Raw genomic sequence first — 14,501 nt, 5'->3', positions numbered from 1 at the left:
CGTTTATCACGTGACTCAGCTCATACTGTTAATGCAAGTTTCTGGACTTAAGAAGGTGGGTAGTCATGACATCGCAAACCAGTGCGGAGATCACCGAGCGCAGCGAGACGGCGGACGGAATGCGCATCGACTGGGACGTACCCGTACCGATGGCGGACGGCACGATCCTGCGGGCCGACGTCTTCCGGCCCGACGACGAGGGCCGACACCCGGTGCTGATGACTCTCGGGCCGTACGGCAAAGGCTTGGCGTTCCAAGAGGGATTCGGGCCGATGTGGCAGCAGCTGATCAGCGCGTATCCGGAGGCAGCGGCCGGGTCGAGCAACCGCTACCAGGTGTGGGAGACCGTCGATCCGGAGAAGTGGGTTCCGGACGGATACATCTGCATTCGGGTCGATTCCCGCGGCGCCGGCCGCTCGCCCGGACTGTTGGACATGCTCAGCGAGCAGGAGGCCCGCGACTACTACGAGGCCATCGAATGGGCCGGCACCCGAGACTGGTCGAACGGCCGGGTGGGACTGCTCGGGATCTCCTATTACGCGGCCAACCAGTGGCTCGTGGCGGCACTGCGTCCGCCGCATCTGACGGCGATCTGCCCGTGGGAGGGCTTCACCGACTTCTACCGAGACCTGAACCGGCACGGTGGCATCCTGACCCGGTTCGGCCAGGCGTGGCAGGAGCACCAGATCTTCACCGTCCAGCACGGGGCCGGGGAGCGGGGCCGACGCAATCCCAACACCGGTGAGTTGGTCGCCGGACCGCCGACACTGACCGACGACGAACTCGTCGCGAACCGGGTCGACTCGATCGGGGAGGGGAAGCGCCGGGAGCTGCTCGACGAATTCGCGCAGGCCCGCACCCCGGACCTGACGCGGATCGAGGTCCCGGTGCTGTCGGCGGCGAATTGGGCGCACCGGTTGCACACCCGCGGCAATTTCGACGCCTACGCCCAGGTGTCCTCTTCACAGAAGTGGCTGGAGGTGCACGGTCACGAGCACTACGCGGAGTTCTACACCGACTACGGCGTCGACCTGCAGAAGCGATTCTTCGGCCACTTCCTCAAAGGCGAGGCGACCGGCTGGGGAGACCAGCCCCCGGTTCGACTGAACGTGCGCCACCTCGACGGCTCGTTCGAGGGCCGCGACGAACAGGAATGGCCGCTGGCCCGCACGCAGTGGACGCGGTTCCACCTCGACGCCGCGTCCGGAGCGATGAGCCCGACCGAACCACCGGCCGAGGGCACCGCCGAGTTTGCGGCGCTGGGGCCCGGTGTCGACTTCTGGACCGCGCCGCTGACCGGGCCGTTGGAGATCACCGGACCGGCCTCCGCCCGCGTACGTCTGGCGTCCTCGACCACCGACGCCGACCTGATCGTCACCCTGCGCGTGCAGGACCCCGACGGGAACGAGATCTCGCTGGTGGACGCGATCGATCCCCACGGTGCGCTCGGCGTGGGCTGGCTGCGCGCATCCCACCGCGAGCTGGACGAGGAGGCCAGTCTGCCGTACCGCCCGTGGCACCGGCATACGAGCAAGCAGCCGCTGACGCCGGGCGAGGCCGTCGATCTGGAGGTCGAGATCTGGCCTACTTCCATCGTCGTGCCCACCGGCTACCGGCTCGGCGTCACCCTCGCCGGCCGCGACTTCGACATGCCCGGCGACGGACCGTGGCCGGTGATCTACGGCATCGAGATGCGCGGCAACGGATTGACCCCGCACGACGATCCGGACGACCGGCCCGCCGGCATCTTCGACGGCACCACCACAGTGCACACCGGCCGGGACGCCGGCACCTCCCTGCTCCTTCCCGTGATCCCGCAGTAAGGGCCCGAAATCATGCGACGAATCATCGATCTGTCCGTGTCATTGCAGGCAGGTATTCCCTCCGACCCACCCGGTCATCGACCCGAGATCGACTACCTGGACCACGAACACACACGTGGTGATCTGCTGCAGTTCTTTCCCGGCGCTCGGGTCGACAACCTTCCCGACGGGGAAGGGTGGGCCATCGAGCGCGTCCAGCTGTCCACCCACAACGGCACCCACCTCGACGCCCCCTACCACTACGCGTCCACCATGGACGGCGGCCAGCGGGCCATCACCATCGACGAAGTCCCGCTCGAGTGGTGCTTCGGGCGCGGCGTCAAACTCGACTTCCGGCACTTCGACGACGGCTACGTCGTCACCACCGCGGACATCGACCGCGAACTGGACCGGATCGGACACACCCTCTCCCCGTTCGACATCGTCCTGGTCAACACGAGCGCCGGCGCCCGCTACGGCCACGACGACTACGTGAACACCGGCTGCGGCATGGGCCGCGAGGCGACACTGCACCTGCTGCGCCAGGGCGTGCGGGTCACCGGCACCGATGCGTGGGGTTGGGACGCACCGTTCGTTTACACCGCCCAGCGGTACGCCGAGACCCAGGACGCCGGCATCATCTGGGAGGGCCACCGTGCCGGCCGCGAAATCGGGTACTGCCACATCGAAAAGCTCGGCAATCTCGAGTCGATCCCGTCCTCGGGTTTCCAGGTGGCGTGCTTCCCCGTGAAGATTCACAAGGCCTCGGCCGGATGGACCCGCGCCGTGGCCATCTTCGACGAGGAGCCGGCATGAGAATCGGTTCCCTGGTCGTCGACGGTGTCCAGCGCTACGGCATCGTCGACGGTGACCACATCACGCTGCTGGCGGAATCCGCCGACGTCTTCGGCGTGCTCGCCGCCGACGACCCGAAGGCGGCCCTGACCGGTCACCGGCTGCCCTGGGATCCGACCACCGAACTGGCGGTGCCGGTTCCGGTCGGCAGCATCCGTGACTTCATCACCTTCGAACAGCACACCGCCGGTTCGCTGCGCGCGGTCACCGGAGCCGGCGCGATCCCGGACGCCTGGTACGAGGCACCCGCCTTCTACTTCACCAACCCACATGCGGCGATCGGCTCGGGCGCAACGGTGCCGATGCCGCCGGGCTGCGAGGTACTCGACTTCGAGCTGGAAGTCGCCGTCGTGATCGGCGCAGCCGGTTACAACCTGACCGTGGATGAAGCCTTCGATCACGTTGCCGGGTTCACCATCCTCAACGACTGGTCCGCCCGCGACCTGCAGGGCCGGGAGATGCGTGTCGGGCTCGGACCGGCCAAGGGCAAGGACACTGCCACCACCCTCGGACCGGTGCTGGTCACCGTGGACGAGTTCGTCGACCACGAGGTCGATGGTCGCTTCGACCTGAACATGGACGTCTTCGTCAACGGCACCCGCATCGGCGGCGACACCCTGGCGAACATGGCGTGGACCTTCGCCGAGTTGATCGCCTATGCCAGCCGCGGCACCTGGGTGCGGCCCGGTGACGTACTCGGATCCGGAACCTGCGGGGGCGGCTGCCTCGCCGAACTGTGGGGATGGCGTGGAAATCGACAACCACCGCCGCTGCGCATCGGTGACACCGTCAGCATGACCGTGGAAGGCATCGGCAACATCCACAACACCGTGATCGCCGGACCACCACTCCACGAGGTTCCACCAGCGCGCCGCCGGCCCTCTGTCAGTGCGTCGTTCGGCGACGACCGCCGCGGAGAGGCTGCTCGGCTGTGAGCCGTGGGCTTCTCGCCGCCCGCTGATGGGCGGCGAGAGGCCGAATCAGAGAGTAAGGGCAGGCTATGCTCACCCCATGGAGAATTCCGACTCTCCCTCCCCGCGGCTCGGCGAAGGGCTGTCCCTGCGCCGGATGCCTGCCCACTGGATGCTCGGGCGACTCGGCAAACGCGTCATGAGGCCGGGCGGACTCGGCCCGTCCCGGCGCATGATCGACACACTCGGCATCAGCGCGGACGACGACGTCGTGGAGATGTGGCCCGGTCTGGGACAAACCACCGCACTGGCGCTCACCGGCGAACCTCACTCGCAGCCTTCCTCGGCCGCGCCCTCGCACACCCCACCGTGCTGCCACGACTCGCCGACATCTGGCGGACCTTCCACCGTTACCGCGACCACCTGGGCGCCATCACCCTCGTCGCCGAACGAACAGAAGGAAGCTAGACGGACTACTCGAAGATTTTCCCGGGGTTCATGATTCCGCGCGGGTCGAGGGCGTTCTTCACCGCTCGATGCATGCCCAGGACGACCGGATCGAGTTCTTGGGCGAGGCCGTCCATCTTCAGGAGACCGACGCCGTGCTCGCCGGTGACCGTGCCGCCGAGTTCCAGTGCCGCGTCGATGATGTCCGCGAAGGCGGCCTGTGCCCGGGCGCGAGCCGCCTCGTCGTCGCGGGGTGTGATGAGCAGCGGGTGCAGGTTTCCGTCACCGGCGTGTGCGATGTTGGCGATGGTGGTCTCGTGGGCGATGCCGATCTGTTCGATACGCGCAAGCATTTCGGGGACGGCCCGTTTCGGCACGCACACATCTTCGGTGAGCACCGGTCCGAGTCGCTCCATCGCGGGGTAGGCCAGACGACGCGCAGCGAACAACGCGTCCGCCTCCTCCTGGTCGGTGGAGACGGCCGACCACGTGGCTCCGGCTTCGTCGAAGCACGACAGCATCTTTTCCGCTTCCTGGTCGCCGACGACTCCCGCGGTGTCGATGCGGCCGAGCAGAACGACGTTCGCCTCCACGGACAGGCCCATCTTCTTCCAGGCGTCGACGGCGATGAGGCACTGCTTGTCCACCAGTTCGAGCGCCGACGGGGTGAGCCCCGCCGCGGCCACCGCGCTGACGGCCCGGCCCGCGTCGACTATGGAGTCGAAGTAGCCGGCCACCGTGCGCTGCGGGTCCTGGAGTGGGCGCAACTTGACGGTGATTTCGGTGATGACGCCGAGCGTTCCCTCGGAGCCGACCATGAGGCCCGCCAGATCGTAACCGGCCACACCCTTGGCGGTCTTGCGTCCGAGGCGCACGAGGTCACCGGTGCCGGTGACGATCTGCATGCCGAACACGTAGTCACGGGTGACGCCGTACTTGACGCAGCACAGTCCGCCCGCGTTGGTGGCGACGTTCCCTCCGATCGTCGACCACGGTGAACTGGCCGGATCCGGGGGATACCAGAGTCCGTGTTCGGCGCACGCGGCGCGGAGATCGTCGTTCACCACGCCGGGCTCGACGACGGCGTACCGCTCGAGCGGATCGATCTCCTTGATCGCGTTCATGCCCTCGAGCGCGAGGACGACGCAGCCGTCGGTCGCGTTGGCTCCGCCGGACAGGCCCGTGCCGGCACCCCGCGTGACGACGGCGGTGTCGTGGTCGAGGCAGGCGCGCACGACCGCCTGGACTTCGAGGGCCGTTCGGGGCCTGACGACCGCGACCGGGGCGGCGTACGGCGCCCACTCCGCTTCGTCGTGCTGGTACTTGGCGACAACGTCGGGGTCGCGCACGACGCGATCCGCGGGAAGGGCTGCCAAGAGCGCATCGATCAACATGACGAAAACCGGTCCTTTGCGGGCGAGAAGGTGATGTCTCGAATCTAGCTGTGATCTGGATCTCGGCCAATGTAGATTTCATCTATCAAATCCAGTTGCCCATGGATGGAGGCACCAGTGAGTACTGCCGATCGCGGCTGGATGGAACTGCTGCTCGACGACGCACCGATCGACGAACTCGATGCCCTCCGGCGCACGTTGATCGAGGAATCCGGCGCGTCCGACCGGGCCGCGGTCGAACGCGAAGCCAACGCTGCGCTCCGGCTCCGGGCGCAGCTCGACCAGCGCCAACAGCGCAGTAGGGAGTTGGCGGCGCTCAACGACATCGCCGTCCGTTTGACGACGGTTCGCGACGACCGGGTGTTGCTGCAGGAAGTGGTCGATCAGGCGCGGCAACTGCTCGGCGTGGATCTCGCCTACATGGGATCGGTCTACGACGAGGAATTCGTCATCGAGGTCACCAGCGGGGCCTTGACCCCGAACCTCGTCGGAATCCGACTGTCCCTGGACGAAGGACTCGTGGGCCTGATCGTCCGCAGGTCCGCGCCGGAGTGGACGCCCGACTACCAGAGCGAACCGGCGTTCCGGCACATCACCGGAGCCGACAGTGCGGCGCGGTCGGAGAACATGCGCGGCCTGCTCGGGGTGCCCCTGCGCGTCGCCGATCGCGTCATCGGCGCACTGTTCGCGTGCAAGCGTCAGGAACGGGCCTTCACCGAATCCGAGATCGCGCTGTTGTCGGCACTGGCAGCCCATGCGGCGATCGCGATCGAGAACGTGCGCTCGTTGGAACGTGAGCGAGACACCGTCGCACGGCTCGAATCGGCGAACACCGAATTGTCGCAGCGCACAATCGAGCTCGAACAGATATTGCAATGGGATCGGACCCTGACTCAGGTGGTGCTGCTCGGCGCGGGGGTGCAGCGGCTGGTCCAGGAGGTCGCTCAGCTCTCCCGGCAACCGGCCTATTTCGTGCAGGACGAATCCGCGTTACCCGTCGACCTGATACCGCACGCCGACGACGTGTCCGCGGCGGTCGGTGAACTACGCGCGGGCGGGAAGGACCACGTCGAACGCGGCGAGGTGATCGCGCAGCGCGTCGCGGCGGCCGGCGAGATGCTCGGCGCACTCCTGTCCGTGGGAGCCGGGCAGCCGACCACGCGTCTGCTGCTCGAACGCGCGGCACCCGCGATCGCACTGTCGCTCGCCGAGGAACGTGCCGCGGGGGAGGCGACGCGGCGCGCACGGGATGCGTTTCTCGTCGACCTGCTGACCCATCCCGCCGCCACCGCACAGGACGAGCGCCGCCAACTGCGGTTGGCCGGGCTGAACCCCGACACGACGTACTGCATTGCCGTGGCGATCACCACGGGCCAGAACACGTCGGTCCGCACCGCTCTCGGGACGTTGCCCTTCCCTTCGGGAACCGTTGCAGCGGAACACGGTTCACGGGCGCTGGCAGTCGTGCCCGCCAAGGATTCCGCCTCTGTCCGGGGGGTGTTCACCGCCGGACGGCTCGACGCGACGATCGGCATCGCGGAGCCCGCACGCGGTGCGAAGGCGCTCGCCGACGCGTACGTCGAAGCCCAGCAGACCGTCGACGTGCTCGACACATTGGGTCGCGCGGGCGAGGTCTCGTCCGCGCGCGGTCTGGGCATCTACCGGATCCTGCTGAGCCACCTGGCCCGCGAGCACCTCGACGAACTGACCGAGGCCCAACTGGGGCCGCTGATGACGGAGCAGGCCAAACGCGGAGTGCCACTGCTGGAAACACTGTCGGAGTATCTGGCTCACGGCCGCCACCATGCGGCGACCGCGTCGAGTCTCGGCGTGCACGTCAACACCCTCTACCAGCGTCTCGACGCGATCGATCGCCTCCTCGGCCCGGACTGGCGTAACCCCGACAAGGCTCTCGATCTGCAGGTGCTGATGCGGTTGCGCAGAACCGCGGAACTTCTCGGCACTCGCACTCGGTGACCCGGTTCAGGCGCTGATGCCGCCGGTGAGGATGGCCGCGAGTTCCGCGTAGGCGTGCGCGTCGTCGAGTCCGGTGCTGTCACGGACCCCGCGCTGCTGGATGCGGACCATCATGGTGGCGGCGAGGTCGGCGGCGAACGCGGCGTGCACGTCGCGGAAGTCCCCGCCGGCGACACCTTCGGTGATCAACTCCTGGACCCGCGCGGCGGCGAACTGGGTGTTCCGTTCGTACACCTCCCGGGCCGGCGGGAAGGCGTCGAGGTCGGCCATGAACTGGTCGGATGCGGCGGAGAGGGCGTTGCCCACGGCCGACAGATAGGCGGTGATCCGCGCACGGGCCCCGGTGATCGGCTCGATGTGGGACTCGACGTCCTCGGTCGCGCGGCGGAAGAAGTGCACCGTGGCGGCCCGGACCAGCTGTTCTTTGCTGCCGGCGAGGGTGTACAGCGTCGACTTCGAACAGCGCAGCCGGTTCGCGATCTCGTCGAGCGTCAGGTGGGCGAACCCCTCGACCAGGATGAGGTCGACGAGGGCGTCGAAGAGCTGGGTGCGCCGTCGGGTGGCGAAACCGGTTCGGGTGGGCTGCTCCATGACAGAAATAGTACTGGGCGATGCCTTGCAGTACTATTTCGCAATCAGTACCCTGGGGCGTAATCCAGTACTGTTTTCCGTAGCCTTCTCGAGGAGAAACCGTGGCCGTCGATCGCTTGCTGCCTACTGACGAAGCCCGTGACCTGATCCAGCTCACGCGGGACGTCGCCGACAAGGTCCTGACGCCGATCGTCGACGAGCACGAGAAGGCGGAGACCTACCCCGAAGGGGTGTTCGCCACCCTCGGCGAGGCCGGACTGCTGAGCCTGCCGTACCCGGAGGAGTGGGGCGGCGGCGCACAACCCTACGAGGTGTACCTGCAGGTGCTCGAGGAGATCGCCGCCCGCTGGGCCTCCGTCGCGGTGGCGGTCAGCGTCCACAGCCTCGCCTGCCACCCGCTGATGGCGTTCGGAACCGACGAGCAGAAGCAGCAGTGGCTCCCGGAGATGCTGGGCGGCAACACCGTCGGCGCCTACAGCCTGTCCGAGCCGCAGGCCGGGTCCGACGCCGCCGCACTGACCTGCAAGGCCACCGCGACCGACGGCGGGTACGTCGTCAACGGCGCAAAGGCATGGATCACCCACGGCGGCATCGCCGATTTCTACAACCTCTTCGCCCGCACCGGTGAGGGATCGAAGGGAATCTCCTGCTTCCTGGTCCCGAAGGGCACCGAAGGACTGACGTTCGGCAAGTCCGAGGAGAAGATGGGCCTGCACGCCGTGCCGACGACGTCCGCGCACTACGACGACGCCTTCGTGCCCGCGGAACGACGGATCGGCGCAGAGGGTCAGGGTCTGCAGATCGCTTTCAGCGCACTCGATTCCGGCCGACTGGGCATCGCCGCGGTCGCCGTCGGTCTCGCGCAGGCCGCCCTCGACGAGGCCGTCGCCTACGCACAGGAGCGGACCGCGTTCGGGAAGAAGATCATCGACCACCAGGGCCTCGGCTTCCTGCTCGCCGACATGGCCGCCGCCGTCGACTCCGCGCGCGCCACCTACATCGACGCGGCCCGCCGCCGCGACGCCGGCCTGCCGTACTCGCGAAACGCGTCCGTCGCCAAGCTCGTTGCCACCGACGCCGCCATGAAGGTCACCACCGACGCCGTCCAGGTGCTCGGCGGCTACGGCTACACCCGCGACTTCCGCGTCGAGCGGTACATGCGGGAAGCGAAGATCACGCAGATCTTCGAGGGCACCAACCAGATTCAGCGCCTGGTCATCAGCCGCACCCTCGCCGCGAACTGACGCACCCACTACCCGAGAAAGGCTCTTCGCCTCATGCCCACCTCCGTGATCGTCGCCGGCGCCCGTACCCCGATCGGCCGTCTGCAGGGTTCTCTCGCCGGATTCTCCGGCGCCGACCTCGGCGCCATTGCCATCGAGGCGGCGCTCGGCAAGGCCGGTGTCGCCCCGGACCGGGTGCAGTACGTCATCATGGGGCAGGTCCTCACCGCAGGCGCCGGGCAGATGCCCGCCCGTCAGGCCGCCGCGAAGGCCGGCATCCCGATGAGCACCCCGTCGCTGAACATCAACAAGGTGTGCCTGTCCGGGGTCGAGTCGATCATCCTCGCCGATCAGTTCATCCGGTCCGGCGCGTTCGACGTGATCGTCGCCGGCGGCATGGAGTCGATGAGCCAGGCACCGCACCTGCTGCCCGGTTCACGCAGCGGTTTCAAGTACGGCGACGTCACCCTCGTCGACCACATGGCCCTCGACGGTCTGCACGACGCATTCACCGATCAGCCGATGGGGCTGCTCACCGAGGCCGGCAATGACAGGGACGTCATCGCCCGCGAAGACCAGGACGCGTTCGCTGCTCGCTCCCACCAGTTGGCCGCCAAGGCCTGGGACAACGGGGTCTTCGACGACGAGGTCGTCCCGGTCGAGATCCCCGCCCGCAAGGGTGAGAGCACCTGGCTGCGCCGCGACGAGGGCATCCGCCCCGACACCACCGCCGAGACCCTGGCGCGGTTGCGCGGCGCGTTCCGGGACGGCGGCACCGTCACCGCGGGGAACGCGTCGACGATCAACGACGGCGCCGCCGCCGTGGTCGTGATGAGCAAGGAGCGCGCCGAGGCCGAGGGACTGACCTGGCTGGCCGAGATCGGCGAGCACGGCATGGTCGCCGGACCGGATTCGGGTCTGCAGCTCCAGCCGTCCGGCGCCATCGCGAAAGCCTGTGACGCGGCAGGTATCTCGGCCTCGGAGCTGGATCTGATCGAGATCAACGAGGCGTTCGCCGCGGTCGGGATCGCCTCCACCCGCGAACTGGGTGTCGACCCCGACCGGGTCAACGTCAACGGCGGTGCCATCGCCCTGGGTCATCCGATCGGCATGTCCGGCGCCCGCATCACCCTGCACCTCGCGCTCGAACTGCAGCGCCGCGGCGGCGGCACCGGCGCCGTCGCCCTCTGCGGCGGCGGCGGACAGGGCGACGCCCTGATCCTGCGCGTCCCCTGACTCCCCCTTTCCTATCACTGCCGCAACCACATTCGAGGAGAACTTTGTGAAGATCGATGGAGCCGTCGCTGTCGTCACCGGCGGAGCATCCGGGCTCGGGAACGCCACCGCCCGTGCCCTGCACGAGCGCGGCGCCCAGGTCGTGCTGCTCGACCTCCCGTCGTCCGACGGGGAAGTGGCCGCCAAGGAGATCGGGAAGGGCGCCTACTTCACGGCCGCCGACGTCACCTCCGCCGGTGACGTCACGTCCGCGATCGACTTCGCCGCGTCGCTCGGCGACCTCCGCGTGCTGGTCAACTGCGCGGGAATCGCCACGCCCGGCAAGGTTCTCGGCAAGGCGGGCGCCCTTCCCCTCGCGGACTTCGAACGCGTCGTCCGTATCAACCTCGTCGGCACCTTCAACGTCCTGCGCCTCGCCGCGGAGAAGATCGCCCAGACCGAACCCGTCGACGGGGAACGCGGCGTCATCATCGACACCGCCTCCGTCGCCGCGTTCGACGGCCAGATCGGCCAGCCCGCCTACGCGGCATCCAAGGGCGGCGTCGCGGCGATGACACTGCCGATCGCCCGCGAACTGGCCCGCCACCTCATCCGCGTCGTCACCATCGCACCCGGAATCTTCGAAACGCCCATGATGGCCGGGCTCCCCGAGGAGGCGCAGAAGTCCCTCGGACAGCAGGTGCCGCACCCCTCCCGGCTCGGCAAGGCCACCGAATACGCCGCCCTCGCCGCGCACATCATCGACAACGCCATGCTCAACGGCGAAACCATCCGCCTCGACGGAGCCATCCGCATGGGTCCCAGGTAGGCGACCGGCGGTTGCTGCCGGCGGCACCGAGTCAGCGGGTGATCTGATCGGGCAGTGTGCGGGTGATGATCTGCCGAGCCTCGGTGAGGATCGAGCCGACCACCTCCTCGCAGCTGCCGATGTCGTCGATCAGGCCCTGGGCCTGACCGGCCCACCACATGCCGCCTTCGACGTCACCGTTGCCGTACACGTGCTCGCGGCCGCGGGCGCCGCTGGCCAAATGGGCGATGTCGTCGAAGGTCGCACCCGGTTCGCGGGAGAGGGTCGCGATTTCTTCGGAGACCGAGTTGCGGGCAACGCGGGCGGAGTTGTGGAACTCGCGGAAGACGATGACGGTGTCGCGTTCGGTGTTATCGACGATCTGTTGTTTGACGTTGTGGTGGATGGGCGCCTCGGTGGTTGCCATGAAACGGGTGCCCATGTTGACCGCGGATGCGCCGAGCGCGAGGGCGGCGACGAGTCCGGCGCCGGTGGCGATTCCGCCGCTGGCGATGATCGGGATCGACAGTGCCCGGGCCGCGGCGGGGATCAGCACGAGCCCGGGGACGTCGTCCTCGCCGGGGTGCCCGGCGCACTCGAAGCCGTCGATGCTGACGGCGTCGACCCCGAGTTGCTGCGCTTTGAGGGCGTGCCTCACCGAGACCGCCTTGTGGATCACCTTCACACCGGCGGCCCTGAACGCGGGGAGGTGCGGCCCAGGGTTGCCGCCTGCGGTTTCGACAATCCGGATGCCGCTGTCGACGATGGCGTCGCGGTATTCGTCGTAGGGCACCGGCTGGATGGTCGGCAGGATCGTCAGATTGACCCCGAACGGCTTGTCGGTGAGGTCGCGGCAGCGGGCGATCTCCTTGACCAATGCCTCGGGGGTGGGCTGGGTGAGGGCGGTGAGGAATCCGAGTGCCCCGGCGTTGGCCACGGCGCTGATCAGATCTGCGGTGCCGACGGCGGTCATGCCGCCGCACACGATGGGGTGCTCGATCCCGAAGGTCTCGGTGAAGGTGTTGGTGAACATGTGCTTTCCTAGCTGTTGCGTTGTCGGTCAGGAAGGGAGTTTGAACGCACGGATTGCGTTGTCGCGCAGGAATGCTGTGCGGATCGGCTCGTCGAGTTCGAGTTTGTCCAACCCCGCGAGGCAGTCGGGTGCCGGCCAGGCGGGGTGGTTGGAACCGAACAGCACCTTGTGCCGGCCGTGCCCGCGAAGGTAGTCGACAATCTCCGCCGGATAACGGGACGTCTTGTACGCGGAGGTATCGATGTAGACGTTCGGGTACTTCGTGGCCAGCGAAATCGCTTCACCTGTCCACGGCACGCCGATGTGACCGGCGATGATCCGTAGTTCGGGGAATTCGAGTGCCACGCGATCGAGATACGGAATCGGACGCCCGGGTTCGGAGGGGCACAGCGGGCCGGTGTGGCCGATCTGAGTGCAGAAGGCGATGTCGAGGTCGCAGCACGCCGCGTACAGCGGGTAGTACCGGCGGTCGTCCGGCGGCAGGTCCCACAGCCACGGCAGGATCCGCAGTGCGCAGGCGCCGAATTCCTCGACAGACCGGCGCAGTTCCCGGACTGCTTCCATCGGCTGGTGGAGGTTGACCGAGGCGACCATGACGAAACGGTCCGGGTGCCGTTTGACGATGTCCCCGACCTCCACGTTGCTGATCAGCGGTCCCGTGGGGCCGTGCCAGGCGCTGAGCAGGCCCAGGTCGACGCCGGCTTCGTCCATGCGGTCGAGCGTCCACGACACCGGCGGTTCGGCATCGGGGATGGTTCCCTTCGACCAGCGTCGCAGGGAGTCCAGGAACGGCATGTCGAGCCATCGCCGGGTCGGGTGTTGCATCCAGGAATCGATCGTGTCGGTCATCATATTGACTCTCGAAGTGCTTTCTTCTCAAGCGGTTTCGGAAACCGGACGGGACGCTCGGCTGACGTCCCCGGTTCCGATCTCTTCCATGTCGCGGTGCCGAGTTTCGGGCAGGGCGAGCGCGCAGGCGAAGCTGAGGAGGCCGAAGCCGGCGAGCATCCACCCGACCGCGGTGCTGCCGTATCGGGAGGTCAGTTCCGCGGCGAGCATGGGTGCGGTACCGCCGCCGATGACTCCGGCGATGGCGTAGGCCATGCCCGCGCCGGTGTAGCGGTATTCGGTGTGGAACATCTCCGGCAGCAGTGCCCCGGCAGGCCCGTAGGAGACGCCCATGATGACCAGGGCGAGGGCCAGGCCGGCGAGGAACGCGAGCGGGGAGCCGGTGTCGAGGAGGGGGAAGAGCACCAGCCCGCCGGGGATCGCCACGAGGCAGGAGGCGAGCACCATCTTGCGGCGGCCGATTCGGTCGGAGTAGATGGCGGACAGGATGATCGCGGCACAGAAGACGGTGGCGGCGATCAGGCCGAGGGAGAGCACTGTGGTGCGGCTGAGACCAAGGGTGGCGGTGCCGTACGACGTGAGGTACGCGGTGCCGATGTAGAAGAACGCGAACATCATCGCCAAGGATCCGGCGGCGACGAGCAACTCGCGGGGCTGGCTCTTGAAGACTCCGAGGAGCGGCCCCGCACCGGCGCGGCGGGCCCGGGTGGCCTGCCGGGCGAACATCGGGGTCTCCTCCACCTTCAGCCGGACATAGAGGCCGATCAGCACGAGGAGGGCGCTGGCGATGAAGGGAATCCGCCAGCCGTAGTCGAGGAACGCCTGCGAGGTCTCGCCGACGAAGAGGTTGACCGCAAGGAAGGTGCCGTTGGACAACGCGAAGGCCAGTGAGGGCCCCAGTTGCGGGAACACCGCGTACAGGCCCCGTTTGCCGGTGGGGGCGTATTCGGTGGCCAGCAGGGTTGCCCCGGCCCATTCACCGCCGACGGCGAGGCCCTGCGCGATCCGAAGCGCGATCAGGGCAAGTGGTGCGGCCACGCCGATCGTGCCGGCGCCGGGCAGGAGTCCGATGAGGACGGTGCTGATCCCCATCAGCAGCAGTGTGCTGACCAGGGTCTTCTTGCGGCCGATCCGATCACCGAAATGGCCGAAGATCGCGGCGCCGAGGGGGCGGGCGACGAACGCGACGGCGAACGTGGCGAAGGAGGCGACGGTGCCGGCGGCCGTACCGAGGGCGGGGAAGAAGACCTTCGGGAAGACCAGTGCCGCCGCGGTGCCGTAGATGAAGAAGTCGTAGAACTCGATGGTGGTGCCGGTGCAGCTTGCTATGGCGACGCGACGCATCGGGGTGGTCGGTGGGTTGTTCACCGGATCGACGGTTCGGGACATCTGAGAT

General features: G+C 67.9%; 12 protein-coding genes. 7 read left to right on the top strand and 5 right to left on the bottom strand.

Features of this window, described 5'->3' with window-relative positions; genetic code table 11:
* Nucleotides 1-65: 65 nt before the first annotated feature.
* The 3 genes from WKC72_RS05785 to WKC72_RS05775 are packed head-to-tail and all read left to right on the top strand — an operon-like array spanning nucleotide 66 to nucleotide 3,592.
* Nucleotides 66-1,823, top strand: coding sequence for a CocE/NonD family hydrolase (locus tag WKC72_RS05785; protein ID WP_370182011.1), 1,758 nt, complete (start codon nucleotides 66-68; stop codon nucleotides 1,821-1,823).
* 12 nt (nucleotides 1,824-1,835) lie between these two features.
* Nucleotides 1,836-2,618, top strand: a complete 783-nt coding sequence (locus WKC72_RS05780; protein ID WP_112299823.1) for a cyclase family protein — start codon at nucleotides 1,836-1,838, stop codon at nucleotides 2,616-2,618.
* Nucleotides 2,615-3,592, top strand: a complete 978-nt coding sequence (locus WKC72_RS05775; protein WP_112299822.1) for a fumarylacetoacetate hydrolase family protein — start codon at nucleotides 2,615-2,617, stop codon at nucleotides 3,590-3,592. The genes WKC72_RS05780 and WKC72_RS05775 overlap by 4 nt, the downstream gene beginning before the upstream one ends.
* Before the next feature lie 449 nt (nucleotides 3,593-4,041).
* Here the strand turns inward: WKC72_RS05775 and WKC72_RS05770 are convergent, their stop codons facing one another.
* A complete protein-coding gene (locus WKC72_RS05770) occupies nucleotides 4,042-5,409 on the bottom strand; it encodes an FAD-binding oxidoreductase (protein ID WP_370182010.1) in 1,368 nt (455 codons plus the stop codon).
* 105 nt (nucleotides 5,410-5,514) lie between these two features.
* Between WKC72_RS05770 and WKC72_RS05765 the strand changes: the two genes are divergently transcribed.
* Entirely contained in the window at nucleotides 5,515-7,386 is a 1,872-nt protein-coding gene (locus WKC72_RS05765) for a GAF domain-containing protein (RefSeq protein ID WP_268788919.1), read from the top strand.
* A 6-nt stretch (nucleotides 7,387-7,392) separates the two neighbouring features.
* Here the strand turns inward: WKC72_RS05765 and WKC72_RS05760 are convergent, their stop codons facing one another.
* Nucleotides 7,393-7,977, bottom strand: a complete 585-nt coding sequence (locus WKC72_RS05760) for a TetR/AcrR family transcriptional regulator (protein WP_037242963.1) — start codon at nucleotides 7,975-7,977, stop codon at nucleotides 7,393-7,395.
* A 101-nt stretch (nucleotides 7,978-8,078) separates the two neighbouring features.
* Here WKC72_RS05760 and WKC72_RS05755 point away from each other — a divergent pair, with 101 nt between their 5' ends.
* The 3 genes from WKC72_RS05755 to WKC72_RS05745 are packed head-to-tail and all read left to right on the top strand — an operon-like array spanning nucleotide 8,079 to nucleotide 11,244.
* Nucleotides 8,079-9,221 carry an acyl-CoA dehydrogenase family protein gene (locus WKC72_RS05755; RefSeq protein ID WP_370182009.1) on the top strand — a complete coding sequence of 381 codons (1,143 nt, stop codon included), beginning with the start codon at nucleotides 8,079-8,081 and terminating at the stop codon, nucleotides 9,219-9,221.
* 33 nt (nucleotides 9,222-9,254) lie between these two features.
* Complete coding sequence (locus tag WKC72_RS05750) at nucleotides 9,255-10,436, top strand: acetyl-CoA C-acetyltransferase (RefSeq protein WP_370182008.1); 1,182 nt, start codon at nucleotides 9,255-9,257, stop codon at nucleotides 10,434-10,436.
* A 46-nt stretch (nucleotides 10,437-10,482) separates the two neighbouring features.
* Nucleotides 10,483-11,244 carry an SDR family NAD(P)-dependent oxidoreductase gene (locus tag WKC72_RS05745; protein WP_037242969.1) on the top strand — a complete coding sequence of 254 codons (762 nt, stop codon included), beginning with the start codon at nucleotides 10,483-10,485 and terminating at the stop codon, nucleotides 11,242-11,244.
* Nucleotides 11,245-11,275: 31 nt separating this feature from the next.
* On the opposite strand, the gene WKC72_RS05740 is transcribed toward WKC72_RS05745, so the two are convergent.
* The 3 genes from WKC72_RS05740 to WKC72_RS05730 are packed head-to-tail and all read right to left on the bottom strand — an operon-like array spanning nucleotide 11,276 to nucleotide 14,494.
* Nucleotides 11,276-12,256 (bottom strand): NAD(P)H-dependent flavin oxidoreductase, encoded by a 981-nt coding sequence (locus WKC72_RS05740; protein ID WP_370182007.1) that lies wholly within the window; start codon nucleotides 12,254-12,256, stop codon nucleotides 11,276-11,278.
* A gap of 27 nt (nucleotides 12,257-12,283) precedes the next feature.
* The gene (locus WKC72_RS05735) at nucleotides 12,284-13,105 is read right to left on the bottom strand and encodes an amidohydrolase family protein (RefSeq protein WP_370182006.1); all 822 of its coding nucleotides are present in this window, start codon (nucleotides 13,103-13,105) and stop codon (nucleotides 12,284-12,286) included.
* 27 nt (nucleotides 13,106-13,132) lie between these two features.
* Nucleotides 13,133-14,494: an MFS transporter gene (locus WKC72_RS05730; RefSeq protein ID WP_370182005.1), complete on the bottom strand. Its 1,362-nt coding sequence runs from the start codon at nucleotides 14,492-14,494 to the stop codon at nucleotides 13,133-13,135.
* Nucleotides 14,495-14,501: the final 7 nt, after the last annotated feature.

Origin of the sequence: Rhodococcus wratislaviensis, assembly GCF_041228765.1 — a bacterium.
In the GTDB taxonomy this organism is placed as follows: Bacteria; Actinomycetota; Actinomycetes; order Mycobacteriales; family Mycobacteriaceae; genus Rhodococcus_F; species Rhodococcus_F wratislaviensis.
This window is presented reverse-complemented; position numbering and strand designations above follow the sequence as displayed.